The sequence below is a fragment of the Alteromonas sp. ABH4_454 genome (genome assembly GCF_056311775.1).
Genome location: NZ_CM149972.1, coordinates 3,655,841 through 3,674,932, shown reverse-complemented (window position 1 = coordinate 3,674,932; position 19,092 = coordinate 3,655,841). Strand labels below are relative to the sequence as shown.

Sequence of the window (19,092 nt, the reverse complement as noted above, 5' to 3'; positions counted from 1 at the left end):
AGAGCCTTACAGGCTCTCTAATAATGCTCTAGCCTGCGGACGTCTAAAGAAAGGTCGCTCTACATTTACTGCATACTCTAGCTCTTTTTTCGCTTCCTCAATTCTATTGAGTTTTGCAAGCGTGTAGCCAAGGTGATAGCGGATGTTAGGGTCATTAGCGTCCCTTGCGAAAGCGTCTCTAAGCATTTTAAGACTGCCCTCATAATCTCCCTGTAGCGCTTTGATGTGCCCAAATGTGTCTAGTATTTTCGAAGAATTAGGCTGCAGTTCGTAAGCTTGTCGCGCATAGTTTTTCGCGGTAATTAGCGATTTTTCAATATGCATGATAGCTAAGCGGTTGAAGGCCTCAGCAGGGTTCAATAAGTTTGGCTCTTCAATAAGCTCTTTATAGAGTACTGTTGATTCGTCGAATTCTTGAATAAAAAATAAATATTGTGCTAATAGATTTTTCGCCAGCAAATTGTTTTCATTTTCGTTCACCAATTTGCGGGCAGTATTTAAAAATACATCAACAAACTGTTCATTTAAGGCATAGTTGTAGATCGCAATAAATGCCTGTGCAAAAGAAGCGTCGACTTCTAGCGCTTTTTGGAAAGCGTTAATCGCGCTTTCGTTATTACCTTTATTCGCAGCTAATCTTCCCTTCAGAAAGTGGTAGACCGGGTTTTGTTGCTGATTTGCTGGAATGGTCACTAATAGCGACTGTGCTTTATCGTTTTTCTGTAAATCTAACAATAAGCTGGTATAGCGCAAAGTTACAAAAGTACTCGTGTTGGCTATTTCGTAAGCGCGCGCCATGGCACCTAGAGCGCTTTCGTTATTTCCCAAATTGCGAGCTTGGTCAGCATAAGCGATAAGCTTTCCAGCATCGTCGTTAATAAAGTTTCTTACAATGCTTAGCGTTTTTTCCGCATCAGCTCGCTGGTTATTTGATAGCTGAAGCGCAGCTTTACGAAGAAGGTAGTCAGCATTGTCGAAATCATCTTTTATAAGCAAATCTAAATGATACAGTGCGTTCTTAATGTCGCCTTGCTGCTGGTATAAAGATGAAATGCGCTCTCTAGCACCGATATTCGAAGGACTGAGCGTTAATATATCAAGGTAAATTTGCTTTGAGTCTTCTACGTTGCCCGCTTTGGTTAAATTAAACGCCTTAAGCATTAATGTTTCGTTATGCTGAGGGGACAAGTCAAGTAACTCTTCTACAAGTTGGTTAGATTTGTCAACATTCCCTAAACGACTCTCTGTAGCTGCTAAATTGAATTTTGCTGGAAAGAGGGTAGGGTTTTGCGCTAGCGCTTTCTCGATGTTGTCTTTAGCTTCCTCCAATTGACCTTGTCTAATCAAAATGCCGGCTTTTAGGTTGTACACTTCAGCTTCATCAGGAAAAAGCTTACTTAGTAAATTTGCACCCTTCAGCGCATTATCGAATTGCTGCGCTTGTAAATTCATTAATGAATAAGTGAATAGAAAACCTGCGTTGTCTTTGTAGGTCGGCAAATTCTTTTCAAGAATTGATAGCGCCTCGTCCTGCTTACCTCTGGCAGCCATCAATTTGATTTTAAACAGCTGGAGTTTGTTCTCATTCGGGTACTTATATTCAAGGTTTTGCAATAAGCGTTCAGCTTTAAACGCTTTGTTTTGGCGAATAAATAAGTCTCCTAGAAGAAGTGCCGAGTCAGGGTCTTCCATCAACGCATCTTGATGGCGTTCAAGCAGGGCAAGCGCTTGTTTATCTTGCTGTGTCGCCATATAGACCTGGCTCAGCATCAATACTGCCTGTAGGTCATCAGGCTCCTGCTGCAAGTAGGCATTAAAGTCTTTTGCGGCTGTTTCCATGTTGTTGTTAAAGAAGTTCGTTAAACCACTTATGTACAGCAACATGGGTTGAGAGGTTATCAGTTCAGGGTCGAGCTGTGCCATGAAATCGTTAAGTTCTTTTAGCTTCTCGTTATCAATAGCTTGCTGGTTGTCTCTACTTTGTAGCCAACTGTTGAGTAATATGGCTAACGGATCGTTAGGTGTATCCTCAATAATCTCATCAACGAATAGCTTTGCTGTATCGTAGTCTTTCGCCTCTAAATACAAGTCAACTAGATTACGTAGGGCAATAGGGTCATCGCGGTTAAACGTCAGGGCTTTTTGTAAATGTGCGGTTGCGGCGTCTTTATCGCCTTGTCGGTATGCGAGCTGTCCTTTCAAACGCCATGTGATAGCGTTTTCTGGCTCTAACGACATGGCTTTGTTGATAAAAGACGTTGCTTTAGATAAATCTTCATTTTGAAGGGCAATAGAGGCTAGACCATTAATGGCAGGCACGAAGTTAGGCGTACGGGAAACGATGGTGTTGTAGTCACGTAAGGCGCATTGCTCATCTTCCAGTCTAATACACGCGGTTGCACGAATTAAAAGCCACTCGCGCTCTGCATCACCCGACAGCTTGTTTAAATCAGAAAACTCTACAACCTCTTTGTATTTGTTCAAGAACAACCATGTGTTGCCAAGCGGCTCTGCCAGAAGGTTTATATCGGCACCCATTTCCAGCGCTTCTACGAATTCCATTTCTGCCGCAGTTAAGTAGCCGTTTATAAGCAGTATCTCGCCCATTAGTATTTTAGCAGCTAGGTTTTCAGGGTCTTTTTGTAAGCTATTTTTAAGGTGAATGTAGGCTTCATCGTATTCGTTTTGATTAAACGCGGTGAGCGCTTTTTCGTAATCTTCCGATGTAGTAGCAAAACTGTTGAAAGCGATTAATGAAGAGGCAACTGCAGAGACAACAGCGCGTTGTACAACACGCTTTTTATTATTTAAAAAATCCATATAAACCTTCGAAACTTAGCCTAGCCACTGGCATTAAAATAGCATAAAAAAAGGTGGCCTAAGCCACCTTTTTAAGATACGTGTTTTCTGAACGTTTTTAAACAATTAAACGCAACGCTTACGTCTATAAAGAACAAGACCCAAACCTAAGCTCATAAGTGCTAGGGCACCTGGTTCGCTGACTTGAGTAGGAGGTGTAGTTTGTTCACCTGCTAGTTCGATACCTAGAGAGGATAATTTAAACTTAACTGAGTTTTTCTGGTTATTCTCATCAGAAAATACGGAATTATAAGCACCTACAAGCCAATACTTGGCAGAAGCTAATCCTTCAAACGTTGACTGATTGTTTTTTATACCGAAGTGACCGCTTGCATTAGCTATAGCTTCACCTGCTATATCACTCCAAGTGTTAGCCCCTGATTCAAATAGCCTTGAAACACTATCATTTAGACCTGCAACTGTTACGTCGTTTTTACCATTTGCATTATAATAAGGGAGAAACGATGCACCAGTTAGCGTAACGGCCTGGTCAAAAGAAAACAGTACCATGTCGTAGTAAGCAATATTATCGATATAATGGTCATCACCTTTACCGGCGGAATTAGTAACAGTTAAGCTGCCTGCGTAAGTACCAAGATTAGCCGACTCAACGTATCTATTACTGCCACTCAAAGTATCGGACCAAGCAGTAATTTCGACTCCGACTTCTTTACCATCTATCAAAACTGTACTTACTGGGCTACCTGCCGAAACTAAGTCTGTTGTTGCAATAGCCTCAGACAGAGGTTTGTCATAGCCACCCCAAGCTGGAAAACTCAATAAAGAAATTACAAATACTTTCGCGATAACACTTTTCACTATTACTTCCAATTACAAAAAACACTTCATTTTACAATATAAGCATTATTTGGGCCAAGTTTTAAGTGTTTGAATTGTAAAGATATGGGGTGATTTTTTAATGATGAGAGTAAAAAAAACTGACAGGTTGTACCACCTGCCAGTGATCTAAAGTTTAATTTTCTTAAATGGCTTTTTTACGGCGCCACATAACGAATAGAGAGCAAGCCATTAGTAAGCCAATAGTACCTGGCTCCGACACCTCAGTAGTATCAGGGGTACCCTTCGTCTCTGTAACAGAGAAACCAATATTGGCTAGTTTAAACGCGTCGTTACCCACTCTTCCGTCAATTTTACCAAATACTGTGTTGTAAGCACCAACCAGCCAATATTGCGCTGACTCAGAGAATGTGAAGTCGGCGCGATGGTCTAAATATTCACAACTTTCAATGTCAAACGATGCTGACGTTAGTGCATTTTCAACAATATCACCCCATGTGTTAATGCCAGACGTAAGTTTGGCCGTATTGTCAAGAGCCGCTACAGATACTTGACTATCACCACTGCTATAGAGCCAAGAAAAACTGGCGCCGGTTAGCGTTACCGCAGAATCAAACGATAGCAACACAAAATCATAATCGCGTTCTACGTTTGTAAATCTATAGTAGTCCGAGTTGTCGCTACCGCTTGAGAAGTAATTCCGGTTATCAATGGCATGGTCAGCACTGCCACGATAATTTGCTTCATCATTATTGGTAACACCATAAGCCCATTTATCAGATATTTTCTCTAGCTTCGCACCGACCACAGTTTCACCAGTAATTCCCTGCGTATCAGAAAAAGCCGACATATTTATATTTAGCCCGTCTATCTGAACGAAAGAATCATTTGTCGGGGAGTTCTTGGTTACTTTCTTATCTACCAAGTCATAATTGTATTCACCTAACGGTGAATTACATACTTTGCTTTGCTCTGATGTTTGATTCGACGAACCGCAGTGAGTATAACTCTTCTTGGTATAATAATAGGTAGCGTACGTTGAATTAGCACTCATCGTGGATAGCAAAGCCGTGGAGACCAGTAATACAGACTTCAAAGAAAAGGTTTTTGGAAGTATTTGCATAATTGCTTTCCTATAAGAGAAGCGCTTGTCGCTTCTAGTACATACTAAGGTAGCGTTACACCTTTCTTTGTGGCGCATACTTAGTCAGTACCTAATTTCAACATGGAGTTGTATGATATATGAACGGTGACCTGTTTAAGGTATGTGGCCGTATACCTAGTTATTATCGGTTGTTAAGGTAACTAAGGAAGCCGGTTCCAAATTTTTAGTCTCTATGCTTTGTTTTCATTTGATAAGGTGGACTCTACTGAATGTAATGCAAAGCTTTTAAAATGTGACATCGCAGAAATTAATGTGTTGAAGTTGGCTGTATCTTTACTTTGCTATGCCTTCTTGCATATCTATGAAATAATTAACTCAATTACATGTAGAAGTACGAGGACATATGTCTGAACAAAAACGTAAAGGGATATACTTACTTCCCAATTTATTAACAACAGCAGGTTTGTTTTCTGGTTTCTTTGCTGTTGTGTCGTCAATGAACGGTCGTTTTGAAGCAGCCGCTGTCGCAATTTTTGTGGCAATGATATTTGATGGGCTGGACGGACGCGTAGCTCGAATGACAAATACCCAAAGTGATTTCGGCGCAGAGTATGACTCTATGGCAGATATGGTCTCTTTTGGTATGGCACCTGCGCTTGTTGCTTATAATTGGGGACTAACAGAACTAGGCAAGTTAGGTTGGTTGGCTGCATTTGTATATGTAGCCGGTGCAGCATTACGTCTAGCTCGCTTCAATACACAGGTTGGCATCGCTGATAAGCGTTTCTTCCAAGGTCTTGCTAGTCCAGCGGCAGCGGCAGTTGTATCCGGTCTTGTTTGGGTTGGTGTCGAGTATGATGCAGTAGGGACTGACTACGGGTTGATTGTGGCCGCAGTAACTGGTTTAGCTGGCTTACTTATGGTGAGTAACTTTAAATATAATTCTTTCAAAGAAGTTAACTGGCATGGCAAGGTTCCATTTGTTGGCCTACTATTAGTGCTTTTAATATTCGTTGTCGTTGCAACAGAGCCAGCGCTTGTACTATTTTTAGTATTTGCTTTGTATGCACTGGCAGGGCCTATCAATACTTTCCGCACGGTAGAGAAAGTGACTTTAGATGACGTGGTAGGCGATCACGAAGAAGACGCGGACTTCAATGCTGACAAAAAGAACCAAAGCGAAAGTGAAGACGTTTCTAAGTAGTAAGTAGGCAGTTCTAGCCTTTATGAAAAGAGGGGAAATCTCTTTTAGTGTTATTAAACAGAGCTTTTTCCGATAAATCTGACTGCAAAATAAACGAATAGAGTGAAAAGCGACCGAATGGTCGCTTTTTTTGTATTTATTTAAAATAAGTGTTGACGTGAGCGCTCATTTCCCTAAAATGCGCATCCGCTTCGGGGGAAAAGCAAAACAGCAACCCTCCTGAAGTAAGTCTCTACTACCTGTATAGGCCAGTAAAGACGGGAGTTTAGAAGAAGCGCTTCAGAAAATAAATTTCCAAAAAGTGTTGACAACGAAAACTTCCAGCGTATAATGCGCACCTCACTCGAACAGGGTGAGTCACTAAGAAGTAACGGCTTCTAGTGAATTGCGACGAAGTCGCAACGTTCTTTAACAATTTAGACAAGACAATCTGTGTGGGCACTCGTTAAGAGTGTCACAACGACGATTCATATTTCGATATATTTAATTGAAGAGTTTGATCATGGCTCAGATTGAACGCTGGCGGCAGGCCTAACACATGCAAGTCGAACGGTAACAGGAAGTGCTTGCACTTCGCTGACGAGTGGCGGACGGGTGAGTAATGCTTGGGAACTTGCCTTTGCGAGGGGGATAACAGTTGGAAACGACTGCTAATACCGCATAATGTCTACGGACCAAACGGGGCTTCGGCTCCGGCGCAAAGAGAGGCCCAAGTGAGATTAGCTAGTTGGTAAGGTAAAGGCTTACCAAGGCAACGATCTCTAGCTGTTCTGAGAGGAAGATCAGCCACACTGGGACTGAGACACGGCCCAGACTCCTACGGGAGGCAGCAGTGGGGAATATTGCACAATGGGGGAAACCCTGATGCAGCCATGCCGCGTGTGTGAAGAAGGCCTTCGGGTTGTAAAGCACTTTCAGTTGTGAGGAAAAGTTAGTAGTTAATACCTGCTAGCCGTGACGTTAACAACAGAAGAAGCACCGGCTAACTCCGTGCCAGCAGCCGCGGTAATACGGAGGGTGCGAGCGTTAATCGGAATTACTGGGCGTAAAGCGCACGCAGGCGGTTTGTTAAGCTAGATGTGAAAGCCCCGGGCTCAACCTGGGATGGTCATTTAGAACTGGCAGACTAGAGTCTTGGAGAGGGGAGTGGAATTCCAGGTGTAGCGGTGAAATGCGTAGATATCTGGAGGAACATCAGTGGCGAAGGCGACTCCCTGGCCAAAGACTGACGCTCATGTGCGAAAGTGTGGGTAGCGAACAGGATTAGATACCCTGGTAGTCCACACCGTAAACGCTGTCTACTAGCTGTTTGTGACTTTAAGTCGTGAGTAGCGAAGCTAACGCGCTAAGTAGACCGCCTGGGGAGTACGGCCGCAAGGTTAAAACTCAAATGAATTGACGGGGGCCCGCACAAGCGGTGGAGCATGTGGTTTAATTCGATGCAACGCGAAGAACCTTACCTACACTTGACATGCAGAGAACTTTCTAGAGATAGATTGGTGCCTTCGGGAACTCTGACACAGGTGCTGCATGGCTGTCGTCAGCTCGTGTCGTGAGATGTTGGGTTAAGTCCCGCAACGAGCGCAACCCTTGTCCTTAGTTGCCAGCATTAAGTTGGGCACTCTAAGGAGACTGCCGGTGACAAACCGGAGGAAGGTGGGGACGACGTCAAGTCATCATGGCCCTTACGTGTAGGGCTACACACGTGCTACAATGGCATTTACAGAGGGAAGCGAGACAGTGATGTGGAGCGGACCCCTTAAAGAATGTCGTAGTCCGGATTGGAGTCTGCAACTCGACTCCATGAAGTCGGAATCGCTAGTAATCGCAGGTCAGAATACTGCGGTGAATACGTTCCCGGGCCTTGTACACACCGCCCGTCACACCATGGGAGTGGGATGCAAAAGAAGTAGTTAGTCTAACCTTCGGGAGGACGATTACCACTTTGTGTTTCATGACTGGGGTGAAGTCGTAACAAGGTAACCCTAGGGGAACCTGGGGTTGGATCACCTCCTTACCATTACGTCGATAGACGCCTTGATGCAGTGCCTACACAGATAGTCTTGTTTAAAATGAAGAACGACACAAGTTTATGGGGCTATAGCTCAGCTGGGAGAGCGCCTGATTTGCATTCAGGAGGTCAGCAGTTCGATCCTGCTTAGCTCCACCATCTACTTGACACTGAGCTTGCATAAGCGAAGTACTGAAGGCTTGTAGCTCAGCTGGTTAGAGCGCACCCCTGATAAGGGTGAGGTCGGCAGTTCAAGTCTGCCCAAGCCTACCATTTCCTTGCTTTAAGAAAGGAAGGTAACAAAGGTAGAAACGTGTCACGTTGGACCCGAAATCCTAATGAATATTTACTGTTTCAGTAAGCATTGATTAGGGTTTTTTACTCTAAAGATGAAAGTACTGCTTTTGCAGGAAACATCGAATGTTCTTTAACAATTTGGAAAGCTGATATTAATAGTAATCAATCAAAATTGAGTAACTGAGAAATCGAAAGATGAACTTTTTACTCTACTTGACTGAATTGCTTGTTATCAATTTATTGATAGCAAGGCAATTCTTCCGATTAGCTTGTCATTCATGCGACATAACTTAGACAGAAGTCAAAAGGCTGTTTGGGGTTGTATGGTTAAGTGACGAAGCGTATACGGTGGATGCCTTGGCAGTTAGAGGCGATGAAGGACGTGTAAGTCTGCGAAAAGCTGTGGTGAGCCGACAAAATGCATTTGAGCCACAGATGTCCGAATGGGGAAACCCACCTGTTTACAGGTATCGTTACGTGAATACATAGCGTAACGAGGCGAACGAGGGGAACTGAAACATCTAAGTACCCTTAGGAAAAGAAATCAATTGAGATTCCCCTAGTAGCGGCGAGCGAACGGGGAACAGCCCTTAAGCTGTATTGAATGTAGTGGAATCCTTTGGGAAGAGGAGCGATACAAGGTGATAGCCCTGTACACGACGCAATCTTTACAGTGAAATCGAGTAGGTCGGGACACGTGTTATCTTGACTGAATATGGGGGGACCATCCTCCAAGGCTAAATACTCCTAACTGACCGATAGTGAACCAGTACCGTGAGGGAAAGGCGAAAAGAACCCCTGTGAGGGGAGTGAAACAGAACCTGAAACCGTATACGTACAAGCAGTGGGAGCCCTTCGGGGTGACTGCGTACCTTTTGTATAATGGGTCAGCGACTTATATTTAGTAGCAAGGTTAAGCGAATAGCGGAGCCGTAGCGAAAGCGAGTGTTAACTGCGCGTTTAGTTGCTAGGTATAGACCCGAAACCCGGTGATCTAGCCATGAGCAGGTTGAAGGTTGAGTAACATCAACTGGAGGACCGAACCCACTGACGTTGAAAAGTCAGGGGATGACTTGTGGCTGGGGGTGAAAGGCCAATCAAACCGGGAGATAGCTGGTTCTCCCCGAAATCTATTTAGGTAGAGCCTCGGACGAATTCCATTGGGGGTAGAGCACTGTTAAGGCTAGGGGGTCATCCCGACTTACCAACCCTTTGCAAACTCCGAATACCAATGAGAACTATCCGGGAGACACACGGCGGGTGCTAACGTCCGTCGTGGAGAGGGAAACAACCCAGACCGCCAGCTAAGGTCCCAAAATATTGCTAAGTGGGAAACGATGTGGGAAGGCATAGACAGCTAGGAGGTTGGCTTAGAAGCAGCCACCCTTTAAAGAAAGCGTAATAGCTCACTAGTCGAGTCGGCCTGCGCGGAAGATGTAACGGGGCTAAGCAATATACCGAAGCTGCGGCAGCACGTTTACGTGCTGGGTAGGGGAGCGTTGTGTAAGTGGATGAAGGTGAGTTGTAAAGCTTGCTGGACATATCACAAGTGCGAATGCTGACATGAGTAACGATAATGGGAGTGAAAAACTCCCACGCCGGAAGACCAAGGTTTCCTGTCCCATGCTAATCAGGGCAGGGTAAGTCGGCCCCTAAGGCGAGGCAGAAATGCGTAGTCGATGGGAAACGGATTAATATTTCCGTACTTATATAATCAGTGATGGAGGGACGGAGAAGGCTAGGCAAGCTTGGCGTTGGTTGTCCAAGTGAAAGTGCGTAGGCTGAAGACTTAGGTAAATCCGGGTCTTCAAGGCCGAGACACGAGACGAGCTCCCAAGGGAGTGAAGTTGTTGATGCCCTGCTTCCAGGAAAAGCTTCTAAACTTATGATTATATGAACCGTACCCCAAACCGACACAGGTGGTCAGGTAGAGAATACTAAGGCGCTTGAGAGAACTCGGGTGAAGGAACTCGGCAAAATTGTACCGTAACTTCGGGAGAAGGTACGCCTCTGTTTGTGAACACTTCGCGTGGTAAGCAAATGGAGGCCGCAGTGACCAGGTGGCTGGGACTGTTTATTAAAAACACAGCACTCTGCAAACTCGTAAGAGGACGTATAGGGTGTGACACCTGCCCGGTGCCGGAAGGTTAATTGATGGGGTTAGTTTTCGGACGAAGCTCTTGATCGAAGCCCCGGTAAACGGCGGCCGTAACTATAACGGTCCTAAGGTAGCGAAATTCCTTGTCGGGTAAGTTCCGACCTGCACGAATGGTGTAACCATGGCCACGCTGTCTCCACCCGAGACTCAGTGAAATTGAAATCGCAGTGAAGATGCTGTGTACCCGCACCTAGACGGAAAGACCCCGTGAACCTTTACTACAGCTTGGCACTGAACATTGAACCTACATGTGTAGGATAGGTGGGAGGCTTTGAAGCACAGTCGCTAGATTGTGTGGAGCCGTCCTTGAAATACCACCCTTGTATGTTTGATGTTCTAACATTGGCCCCTTATCGGGGTTGTGGACAGTGTCTGGTGGGTAGTTTGACTGGGGCGGTCTCCTCCCAAATAGTAACGGAGGAGCACGAAGGTTAGCTAATCACGGTCGGACATCGTGAGGTTAGTGCAATGGCATAAGCTAGCTTAACTGCGAGACAGACACGTCGAGCAGGTACGAAAGTAGGTCATAGTGATCCGGTGGTTCTGTATGGAAGGGCCATCGCTCAACGGATAAAAGGTACTCCGGGGATAACAGGCTGATACCGCCCAAGAGTTCATATCGACGGCGGTGTTTGGCACCTCGATGTCGGCTCATCACATCCTGGGGCTGAAGTCGGTCCCAAGGGTATGGCTGTTCGCCATTTAAAGTGGTACGCGAGCTGGGTTTAGAACGTCGTGAGACAGTTCGGTCCCTATCTGGTGTGGGCGTTGGATGATTGATGGGAGCTGCTCCTAGTACGAGAGGACCGGAGTGGACGAACCGCTGGTGTTCGGGTTGTGATGCCAATCGCATTGCCCGGTAGCTATGTTCGGAACGGATAACCGCTGAAAGCATCTAAGCGGGAAGCCGGCCCAAAGATGAGTCATCCCTGAACTTTAAGTTCTGGAAGGGTTGTTATAGACGATGACGTTGATAGGCAGGGTGTGGAAGCGTTGTAAGGCGTTAAGCTAACCTGTACTAATTGCCCGAGAGGCTTAACCATACAACTCCCAAGAAGCTTTGGACTTCTGAGTGTTGTAGACAAGCTAAAGTAAGCAAGTAAGAGTGAAAAGACAGTTACTCACTGATTGAATTAATATTATCTTTCCCAAATTGTTACCAGTTTTTTCCTGGCAGCCATAGCGATACGGTACCACCTGACTCCATTCCGAACTCAGAAGTGAAACGTATTAGCGCCGATGGTAGTGTGGGGCTTCCCCATGTGAGAGTAGGACACTGCCAGGTCCCATTAAGAAGAACCCGCCTAACGGCGGGTTTTTTGCTTTCTGAAGCAGAGAAAATAATGGGGGCAGAGTCACGACTCTGACCCCACTCCTCCTTCAGCTGAACCTCAAAAATGGGGGCGAAGTACTTTATTACTATCAAGGTGAGTACGCAGTTATACCGTTATCCCCAGTACCGAAAATTCAGAAAAAGTACTCTGACCCCACTCCTCCTTCAGCTGAACCTCAAAAATGGGGGCGAAGTACTTTATTACTATCAAGGTGAGTACGCAGTTATACCGTTATCCCCAGTACCGAAAATTCAGAAAAAGTACTCTGACCCCTTTGCTTGTTACTTATTCAAGCTTTAGTGTGCATTTCGAATTTTATAAAAATCAATAATATCAATTGGATATAAAATAACTGTAAAAAAATTAATTATAATGAAATATCCTTTAAGCAAACAGGGTCTTTTAAAGTACACGTGCTTACTGTACGTCAAACACGACTAATATTATTGAGGGTAGATCAATGAAACAAATCAAAAAATCATCAGTAGCGACAGCTTTGGGTGCAGTTGTAATTGGCTCTTTGGCGTCAACAGTTGCAGTAGCAGACGTTAATCCATTTGGTATACAGGCACTAGAATCTGGCTACAGCCAATTCGCTGCAGAAGGCAAGTGTGGTGAAGGTAAATGTGGCGGCGACAAAGCAGAAAAAGAAGGCAAGTGCGGCGAAGGTAAATGTGGCGGAGACAAAGCAGAGAAAGAAGGCAAGTGTGGCGAAGGTAAGTGCGGCGGCGACAAGAAAGCTGAAAAAGAAGGCAAGTGCGGCGAAGGAAAATGCGGCGGCGACAAGAAAGCTGAAAAAGAAGGTAAGTGTGGCGAAGGTAAGTGCGGCGGCGACAAGAAAGCTGGCAAAGAAGGGAAGTGCGGCGAAGGCAAATGCGGTAGCATGTAACTGCCATTCAAATAACATTGTGTAGCTTAAAATAAGATGATGTAAGGCTACACGAGTTACGCTTCGCAAGAATATGGCTGTCGAATGATGGCCATTTTTGTTAATAACGTATGTTGCATTTGTGCAACCCCATACGGTAAAAGGGAAGATATGAAAAACATCAGTGGCGCTGGTCTCGGGTTTCGTCGAGAAATACTAAAAGAGCTTTTACCTACATTGCCCTCTGAAGTCGATTTTTGGGAAGTAGCCCCTGAAAATTGGATCCCACTTGGTGGAAAGTACCAAGAACAATTTCAGCAAGCGTCTTCGCAAGCTCCCTTTACAACTCATGGTTTATCTTTGTCTATCGGAAGTAGCGACAAACTAGATGTCGAGTTTGTAAAAACCGTTAAGCGATTTTTAGATGCAAACAATATTGCATTGTATAGCGAGCACTTAAGCTTTTGTTCTGGCAACGGGCATATGTACGACCTGATGCCAATTCCTTTTACTGAAGACGCAATTGAGCATGTAGTATCTCGAATTGTTAAAGTTCAAGATATTATTGAACGACCACTGGTCCTAGAAAATGTCTCTTATTACATTGCTCCAGGCAAAGAGATGAATGAGCTTGAATTTACCACGCGCATATTAAAAGAGTCGGGTTGCCAAATGCTTCTGGACGTAAACAATGTTTACGTGAACAGTATCAACCATAAATACGATGCGAAAGCGTTCATTAACGGCTTGCCCTCAGACAAAATTGTGTATGGCCATATTGCAGGTCATTATGATGAAGCAGAGGATTTAAAAGTTGATACTCACGGGGCTGATGTGATTGAGCCAGTTTGGGCGCTGTTGGAGCACGCTTACCTTACTCACGGCGTATTTCCGACTTTGCTAGAGCGTGATTTTAATATTCCCCCGTTAAGCGAATTATTAGCGGAAGTGCAGAAAATTAAGCAAATTCAAGCAAAATGCGAAGCTGTTCAAGCATCAAACGTTAAAGGAAGTGTCGCGTGACTCAGTCATTTCAAACCACTCAAAAAACGTTCGTTGATGCGATCAAAGACCCAAAGACATTTTGTGTTACCGACGCTGATCACATTCGCCGGATGAAAATTTATCAATCCCTGTTTTTCAACAACATCGATAATTTCGTCAGTACCGGTTTTCCCGTTTTAAAATCTATTGTGGTAAAACAGTATGGTGAAAAAGGATGGGAGAGTATTGTGCGTCAGTTTTTTATTGAGCACGAATGCCGCTCTCCTTATTTTGCTGAAATAAGTAAAGAGTTCGTTGAGTATCTTTCAACAGAGCCAACTTTCGATATTACTCTGCCCGACTTTGCTGCGGAGCTTGCTCACTATGAGTGGCTCGAGCTTGACGTCAGTATCAGAAAAAATGAAGACAATGTTGAGTTCTATCAGCAAGAAAACAATGTTACCGCTATTAGGGTGTCACCGTATGCCTCGTTGGCAGCATATCAGTTTGAAGTCCATTTAATTGGTGAGGATTATATCCCAGAGCAACCTGCCCAAGAACAGCAGTTCTACGTTGTTTACAGAGACCGTGAGTTTGACGTTCAATTTGCTCATGTTAATCCGGTAACGGCTATTTTAGTCAACACGCTGGAACAAAATGAAATGGGAATGGAAATCGAGCAATTAGCAGAGTCGTTGTGCCAACAACTTCCCCAAATTCCGTCAAACGTGCTTGTAAATGGTATGAACCAGACCCTCACTGATATGTTACAAAAAGGAATACTGCTTCCAGTACTCTAAGTAACTCTTACTATTTAGCTGCTTTATATTAAACTTTCGATAGGATCTGGTCTGAAAGTGAGCGATCGATCATATTAGCGCTGTCAATCGGGCTTGCTTTCGATTAACATTTAGCACCATTTTTTTGTTCACAAAATTGTTTAGGTAGTGCAAATGGCTGACAATTCAGATTTCAAAGAAGTCTATAACAAGTGGTACTTTCTAGCATCGCTAGTAACTCTAATCGCGTTCCCGTTGATGCATATCATCGCCGGCTGGTTCACCTTCTGGTTATAACGCAGACATTCAAGGCATAATTGTGACTGCAGAATATATTAAATCAGTAGTGAAAACCGTACCTGACTATCCAAAGCCAGGTATTTTATTTAGAGATGTGACTAGCGTTTTAGAAGATCACAAAGCTTTTAGTAGCTGTATCTCGTTACTTGTCGAAAAGTATCAGGGTATGGGATTTACCAAGATTGCAGGTACTGAAGCGCGTGGGTTCCTTTTTGGTGCGCCATTGGCCATCGAAATGGGCATAGGCTTCGTTCCAGTAAGAAAACCCAACAAACTTCCTCGTGAAGTCGTTAGCGAGAGCTACGAGCTTGAATATGGCATGGATACATTGGAAATCCATAAAGATGCCATCGAGCCCGGTGATAAAGTGCTTCTTATTGACGATTTACTTGCAACAGGTGGAACGATAGCTGCTTCTGCAAAATTAATTCGTTCATTAGGCGGTGAAGTAAACCATGCAGGTTTTGTTATTAACTTACCAGACCTAGGTGGCGAGAAGAAATTGAGTACGCTTGATATAGAAAGCTACTCTATTTGTGAGTTTGAAGGCGAATAATCGCTATAAAGCATAACTAGCAAAAGGCGAAATACGTAATAATGAGTTATCAGGTACTAGCAAGGAAGTGGCGACCAGGCAAGTTCAGTGAACTTGTGGGTCAGGAACATGTTGTCTCTGCCATTTCAAATGCTTTAGATAACGACCGTCTACACCACGCTTATCTTTTTTCAGGTACGCGAGGCGTAGGTAAAACCACAATTGCACGTATTTTTTCTAAGAGCCTTAACTGCGAAGAAGGGCAAGGGGCCAACCCTTGCGGTCAATGTAATACCTGTAAAGAAATAGAGCAGGGCAACTACGTTGATTTGTTAGAGATTGACGCTGCATCAAGAACTAAGGTCGAGGATACTCGCGAACTTCTTGATAATGTTCAATACAAACCAACTCGCGGACGTTACAAAGTGTACCTTATCGATGAGGTACACATGCTTTCAAAACACAGCTTTAATGCGCTGTTAAAAACGCTGGAAGAACCACCTCCACACGTTAAGTTCTTACTGGCGACCACCGATCCTCAAAAGCTTCCAATAACCATATTATCCCGTTGCTTGCAGTTTAATCTGAAAGCTATGTCTCGGGAGCAAATTGTTGGGCAGCTACAGCATATTTTAGAACATGAACAGTTGCCTTTTGAGCCACAAGCGCTAGCGCTTTTAGCTAGAGCTGCTCAAGGCAGTATGCGTGATGCGTTAAGTTTAACGGACCAAGCTATTGCACAGGGTGGAAATCAGGTTCTGTCATCGGTAGTAACCGACATGCTTGGCCTGATGGACAAGAACCAGTTGCTTAAAGTGGTTCATGCGGTGGTAAGTAAAAGTCCTGCTGATGTATTGCAGTTAGTTAATGACATTGCGGAGCAAGCACCAGATTATGACAACGTCCACAGCGAATTGGCCAGCCTGCTGCACCAAATAGCGTTAACGCAATGGGTGCCTGAAGCATGTAAGCTAGAAACCACGTCGGCTAAAGCGATATTTCAATTAGCGAAAACTATTCCAGCAGAGCAAGTGCAGTTGCTTTACCAGATTGCACTGCAAGGAAGAAAAGACTTACCGTTTGCGGCAGACGGAAAAAGTGCGTTTGAAATGACATTGATGCGTATGATGTCGTTTGCTCCAAACATCCCCATCGACGACACCGCAAGTGAGATTGAAAACGGGAGGAGTGAGCATAGTTTACCTGTAGATCATGCTTCTTCCAGTGGTGGCCCGGGAAACGTCGGTAAGCAGGAGGAAGCGCCGTTAAGCGAAACTTCTGCAACCAATGTGCAGGAGGAGACGCCTTCACATCTATCGGTTGAATCTACCTCTACCCAGTCGTCAGAAAGTGCGCCATCTACCCCTGATTCACTTGCTACATCAATAATTGATAAAGAGCAGCAAGAACAGCCTCAAAAGACGTCGCCATTTGAATCACAGCAAGTACAGCAGTCTGCAGCCGTTGATGAAAGCGAGTTGAGTGAAAGTAATGCTCAGTCGGCGCTATCTCATGTGGAATCAGGTGCAACGTCGACTCAAACAACAGGGCTGGACCGTGACGCTGCACATGGTGATGAATCTGTAAAGTTAGCACCAACTTCGTCTATTGAAGATGTAGCTGCAGAAAATACCGCCGTACAAACAGGAAACGTTTCTACCCAGCGTGAACCATCGCCAAAGGACACCAATGCGCCCCAAAACGAGGCCGAGCAGCTTTTTGATGAGCCTCCGCTAGATGCTTACATGGACGATATGCCGCCTCCGTCAGAAGTCGATGTCTCCTTAGGTTTTGAAGAATTTCACAACGCTGAGGGCTCTCACAACGCTGAAGGTTTTCATGACGCTGAAGGCTCTCATAAAAACAGCGAGTCGTTGTCGCGCGAGAGTGAAGCGTCCTCATTAACCGCAGAGGAACAGCTTACCTCTACGGCAGATATGTTGGCACTTCGTCAAAAGCTAAAGCAAAGAAAAGCACAAGACGCAGAAGCAAAAAGTACCAGTGCAGCGAATGCTAAAACCGAAAGTGCAAGTGATATTCAAGCGCGCTTTACCAAAAGTAAAGCGGAGGCCTTAAGTACTGCACAAACTGCAAATGGAATTAATAATATTGGCGATAATGGTGCAGGGCAGGCTAGCGCTGATAACGAAAGCAAGAGTGGTAATTTAAGTCCCGTTGGGCATGACGATAGCCTTGAGTTGCAAGATCATACCCCAGAGCTTAAAGGTCATAACCCTGAGCCTGTAAATAGTAGCCCTGAACTTGAAGATAACAGCCTGGAGCCTATAGAAAGCAGCTCAGGATATAAAGACAATAGCATTGCACGTGATGACAATCCTCAACTGGATAGTACAAATTCAGGCTCGTCTTTAGGCATTACTCACGCGCATTCTACTGACACTATGCAAACTAGCGAGTCAGAAAGTAATCATTCTAGCTCAAACAACACGAGCGATTTCTCGCTTGATGAATTTGAAGAGGATATGCCTTTTTCAAATGATGAAGCTGTCGCTCAACCAAGTACAGCGGCGTCTACAGAAGATATGCCTCCTTGGTCTACTGATTATGATAATCAACCGCCTCAACACATTGAAGGTGCTGACTATGTTGAAGTGCCCTCTGATAGCAGCTCGAATTACGAGGAAGTTCCAGAGCAGATGGAAAGTGCGGGAGATCGGTCTTTTGCGCGGGATGCACTAAATTTTGATACGCCGCTGAGCAGTACCTATGACGGACAGTTAAAGGCGTACTTAAATGACGGAAGCAAATTAACTCACGCTAGCCAAATTGACGAATGGAGCAACTTAGTTGAGCAAATGCCGGTTGCTGGTTTACTTAAACAATTGGTTCTGCACGCATCATTTTCTCGTGATGGCAATCAAGTGTCCCTTGAAATTGACCATAGTCAGACGCACTTATTAAATGATAGTGCGAAAAAGCAATTGGTTGATGCAATCCATCATGGGTTGGGTGAAAACGTTGAAGTAAATATCACGTTAGGTGAACCAGCATCTACACCTTTTGCTTTACAACAAGAGATTCATGCCATGCGCCATGCGCATGCACATTCGGTGATCAAAACCGACGATACAATTCAAGCATTGCTATCGACTTTCGATGCGTCAGTGCTAACCGATTCGGTTAAAGCGCGATAGCAGAATTATTAACACCAAAACGAAGCGAGACAAAAATTATGTTTAAAGGTGGAATGGGCAATATCATGAAGCAGGCGCAGCAAATGCAAGAGCGCATGCAAAAAGCACAAGACGACCTAGCCAAAATTGAAGTAACCGGTGAAGCGGGTGCAGGAATGGTTAAAGTCACCATGACATGCAATCACAACGTACGTCGTGTAGACATTGATGAGTCATTGATGGACGACGACAAAGATATGGTTGAAGACTTGGTTGCTGCAGCATTTAACGACGCAGTACGTCGAGTTCAAGAAACTAGCAAAGAGAAGATGGGTGATGTAACTGGTGGAATGCCACTACCTCCTGGCTTCAAAATGCCGTTTTAAAAAACTAAGCCCTTAGCGCACGCCTCTATACACCAACTTAAGTTTACAAAACTAACGGGGTCACATAGGGGCTAAAACTCCAAAAAGCTCTGGTTCTGCACTAGAGCTTTTTTGTGTCTACCGTTTCAATCATAAGTTTCAAATGAGTGGTACATTCGACGACTAATTTAATCACACTTGCCAGCGTAAATTAGGTTATTGCTATATTGTTAAGCCTACTTCATGTCTAACGCTAAAAAAACACACGTCTGCTTATATTTACACTAATATTAATAAACATGCATAAAGAGTTTAGATTCGCTAGAACCTAGGCTATATTTTATCTGGAATGTTTATTTAG

Annotated in this window: 11 protein-coding genes, 2 tRNA genes and 3 rRNA genes; 13 read left to right on the top strand and 3 right to left on the bottom strand. The window is 44.4% G+C overall.

Annotated elements, in window-relative coordinates; translation table 11 throughout:
• Positions 1-6 precede the first annotated feature (6 nt).
• The 3 genes from prsT to xdp1 (ACYX4W_RS16045) all read right to left on the bottom strand — a co-directional run bounded on the left by prsT (position 7) and on the right by xdp1 (ACYX4W_RS16045) (position 4,780).
• Positions 7-2,820 carry an XrtA/PEP-CTERM system TPR-repeat protein PrsT gene (prsT, locus tag ACYX4W_RS16055; RefSeq protein WP_476073825.1) on the bottom strand — a complete coding sequence of 938 codons (2,814 nt, stop codon included), beginning with the start codon at positions 2,818-2,820 and terminating at the stop codon, positions 7-9.
• 105 nt (positions 2,821-2,925) lie between these two features.
• Positions 2,926-3,678: an exosortase-dependent surface protein XDP1 gene (gene xdp1 / locus ACYX4W_RS16050; RefSeq protein ID WP_476073824.1), complete on the bottom strand. Its 753-nt coding sequence runs from the start codon at positions 3,676-3,678 to the stop codon at positions 2,926-2,928.
• A gap of 163 nt (positions 3,679-3,841) precedes the next feature.
• Positions 3,842-4,780, bottom strand: a complete 939-nt coding sequence (gene xdp1, locus ACYX4W_RS16045; RefSeq protein ID WP_476073823.1) for an exosortase-dependent surface protein XDP1 — start codon at positions 4,778-4,780, stop codon at positions 3,842-3,844.
• Positions 4,781-5,165: 385 nt separating this feature from the next.
• Here xdp1 (ACYX4W_RS16045) and pssA point away from each other — a divergent pair, with 385 nt between their 5' ends.
• The 13 genes from pssA to ACYX4W_RS15980 all read left to right on the top strand — a co-directional run bounded on the left by pssA (position 5,166) and on the right by ACYX4W_RS15980 (position 18,752).
• Positions 5,166-5,966 (top strand): CDP-diacylglycerol--serine O-phosphatidyltransferase, encoded by an 801-nt coding sequence (gene pssA, locus ACYX4W_RS16040; RefSeq protein WP_118493465.1) that lies wholly within the window; start codon positions 5,166-5,168, stop codon positions 5,964-5,966.
• Positions 5,967-6,450: 484 nt separating this feature from the next.
• Positions 6,451-7,983, top strand: a 16S ribosomal RNA gene (locus ACYX4W_RS16035).
• A gap of 77 nt (positions 7,984-8,060) precedes the next feature.
• Positions 8,061-8,136, top strand: a tRNA-Ala gene (locus ACYX4W_RS16030).
• Between the two features lie 37 nt (positions 8,137-8,173).
• Positions 8,174-8,250 (top strand) — tRNA-Ile (locus ACYX4W_RS16025).
• 349 nt (positions 8,251-8,599) lie between these two features.
• Positions 8,600-11,475 (top strand): 23S ribosomal RNA (locus ACYX4W_RS16020).
• 126 nt (positions 11,476-11,601) lie between these two features.
• Positions 11,602-11,717: ribosomal RNA gene (gene rrf / locus ACYX4W_RS16015) — 5S ribosomal RNA — on the top strand.
• The 16S, 23S and 5S rRNA genes sit together here with 2 tRNA genes alongside, the layout of an rRNA operon.
• 509 nt (positions 11,718-12,226) lie before the next feature.
• Positions 12,227-12,655 carry an HvfA family oxazolone/thioamide-modified RiPP metallophore gene (locus tag ACYX4W_RS16010; RefSeq protein ID WP_476073822.1) on the top strand — a complete coding sequence of 143 codons (429 nt, stop codon included), beginning with the start codon at positions 12,227-12,229 and terminating at the stop codon, positions 12,653-12,655.
• 150 nt (positions 12,656-12,805) lie between these two features.
• The gene (locus ACYX4W_RS16005; RefSeq protein ID WP_476073821.1) at positions 12,806-13,657 is read left to right on the top strand and encodes an HvfB family MNIO-type RiPP peptide maturase; all 852 of its coding nucleotides are present in this window, start codon (positions 12,806-12,808) and stop codon (positions 13,655-13,657) included.
• On the top strand, positions 13,654-14,418 hold the full coding sequence (locus tag ACYX4W_RS16000; protein WP_476073820.1) for an HvfC family RiPP maturation protein: 765 nt from the start codon (positions 13,654-13,656) through the stop codon (positions 14,416-14,418). The genes ACYX4W_RS16005 and ACYX4W_RS16000 overlap by 4 nt, the downstream gene beginning before the upstream one ends.
• Before the next feature lie 153 nt (positions 14,419-14,571).
• Complete coding sequence (locus ACYX4W_RS15995) at positions 14,572-14,694, top strand: hypothetical protein (protein WP_256253717.1); 123 nt, start codon at positions 14,572-14,574, stop codon at positions 14,692-14,694.
• 22 nt (positions 14,695-14,716) lie between these two features.
• Positions 14,717-15,253 carry an adenine phosphoribosyltransferase gene (gene apt / locus ACYX4W_RS15990; protein ID WP_014950051.1) on the top strand — a complete coding sequence of 179 codons (537 nt, stop codon included), beginning with the start codon at positions 14,717-14,719 and terminating at the stop codon, positions 15,251-15,253.
• A 41-nt stretch (positions 15,254-15,294) separates the two neighbouring features.
• Positions 15,295-18,387, top strand: coding sequence for a DNA polymerase III subunit gamma/tau (dnaX, locus tag ACYX4W_RS15985; protein ID WP_476073819.1), 3,093 nt, complete (start codon positions 15,295-15,297; stop codon positions 18,385-18,387).
• Positions 18,388-18,425: 38 nt separating this feature from the next.
• On the top strand, positions 18,426-18,752 hold the full coding sequence (locus ACYX4W_RS15980; RefSeq protein WP_014950049.1) for a YbaB/EbfC family nucleoid-associated protein: 327 nt from the start codon (positions 18,426-18,428) through the stop codon (positions 18,750-18,752).
• The last annotated feature ends 340 nt before the right edge of the window (positions 18,753-19,092 follow it).

What these genes read in the sequence shown, in the direction of transcription:
- pssA (WP_118493465.1), top strand. Translation starts at nt 5,166, where the DNA reads ATGTCTGAACAAAAACGTAAAGGGATATACTTACTTCCCAATTTATTA.
- ACYX4W_RS15995 (WP_256253717.1), top strand. Translation starts at nt 14,572, where the DNA reads ATGGCTGACAATTCAGATTTCAAAGAAGTCTATAACAAGTGGTACTTT.
- ACYX4W_RS15980 (WP_014950049.1), top strand. Translation starts at nt 18,426, where the DNA reads ATGTTTAAAGGTGGAATGGGCAATATCATGAAGCAGGCGCAGCAAATG.
- dnaX (WP_476073819.1), top strand. Translation starts at nt 15,295, where the DNA reads ATGAGTTATCAGGTACTAGCAAGGAAGTGGCGACCAGGCAAGTTCAGT.
- prsT (WP_476073825.1), bottom strand. Translation starts at nt 2,820, where the DNA reads ATGGATTTTTTAAATAATAAAAAGCGTGTTGTACAACGCGCTGTTGTC.
- ACYX4W_RS16005 (WP_476073821.1), top strand. Translation starts at nt 12,806, where the DNA reads ATGAAAAACATCAGTGGCGCTGGTCTCGGGTTTCGTCGAGAAATACTA.
- ACYX4W_RS16010 (WP_476073822.1), top strand. Translation starts at nt 12,227, where the DNA reads ATGAAACAAATCAAAAAATCATCAGTAGCGACAGCTTTGGGTGCAGTT.
- xdp1 (WP_476073823.1), bottom strand. Translation starts at nt 4,780, where the DNA reads ATGCAAATACTTCCAAAAACCTTTTCTTTGAAGTCTGTATTACTGGTC.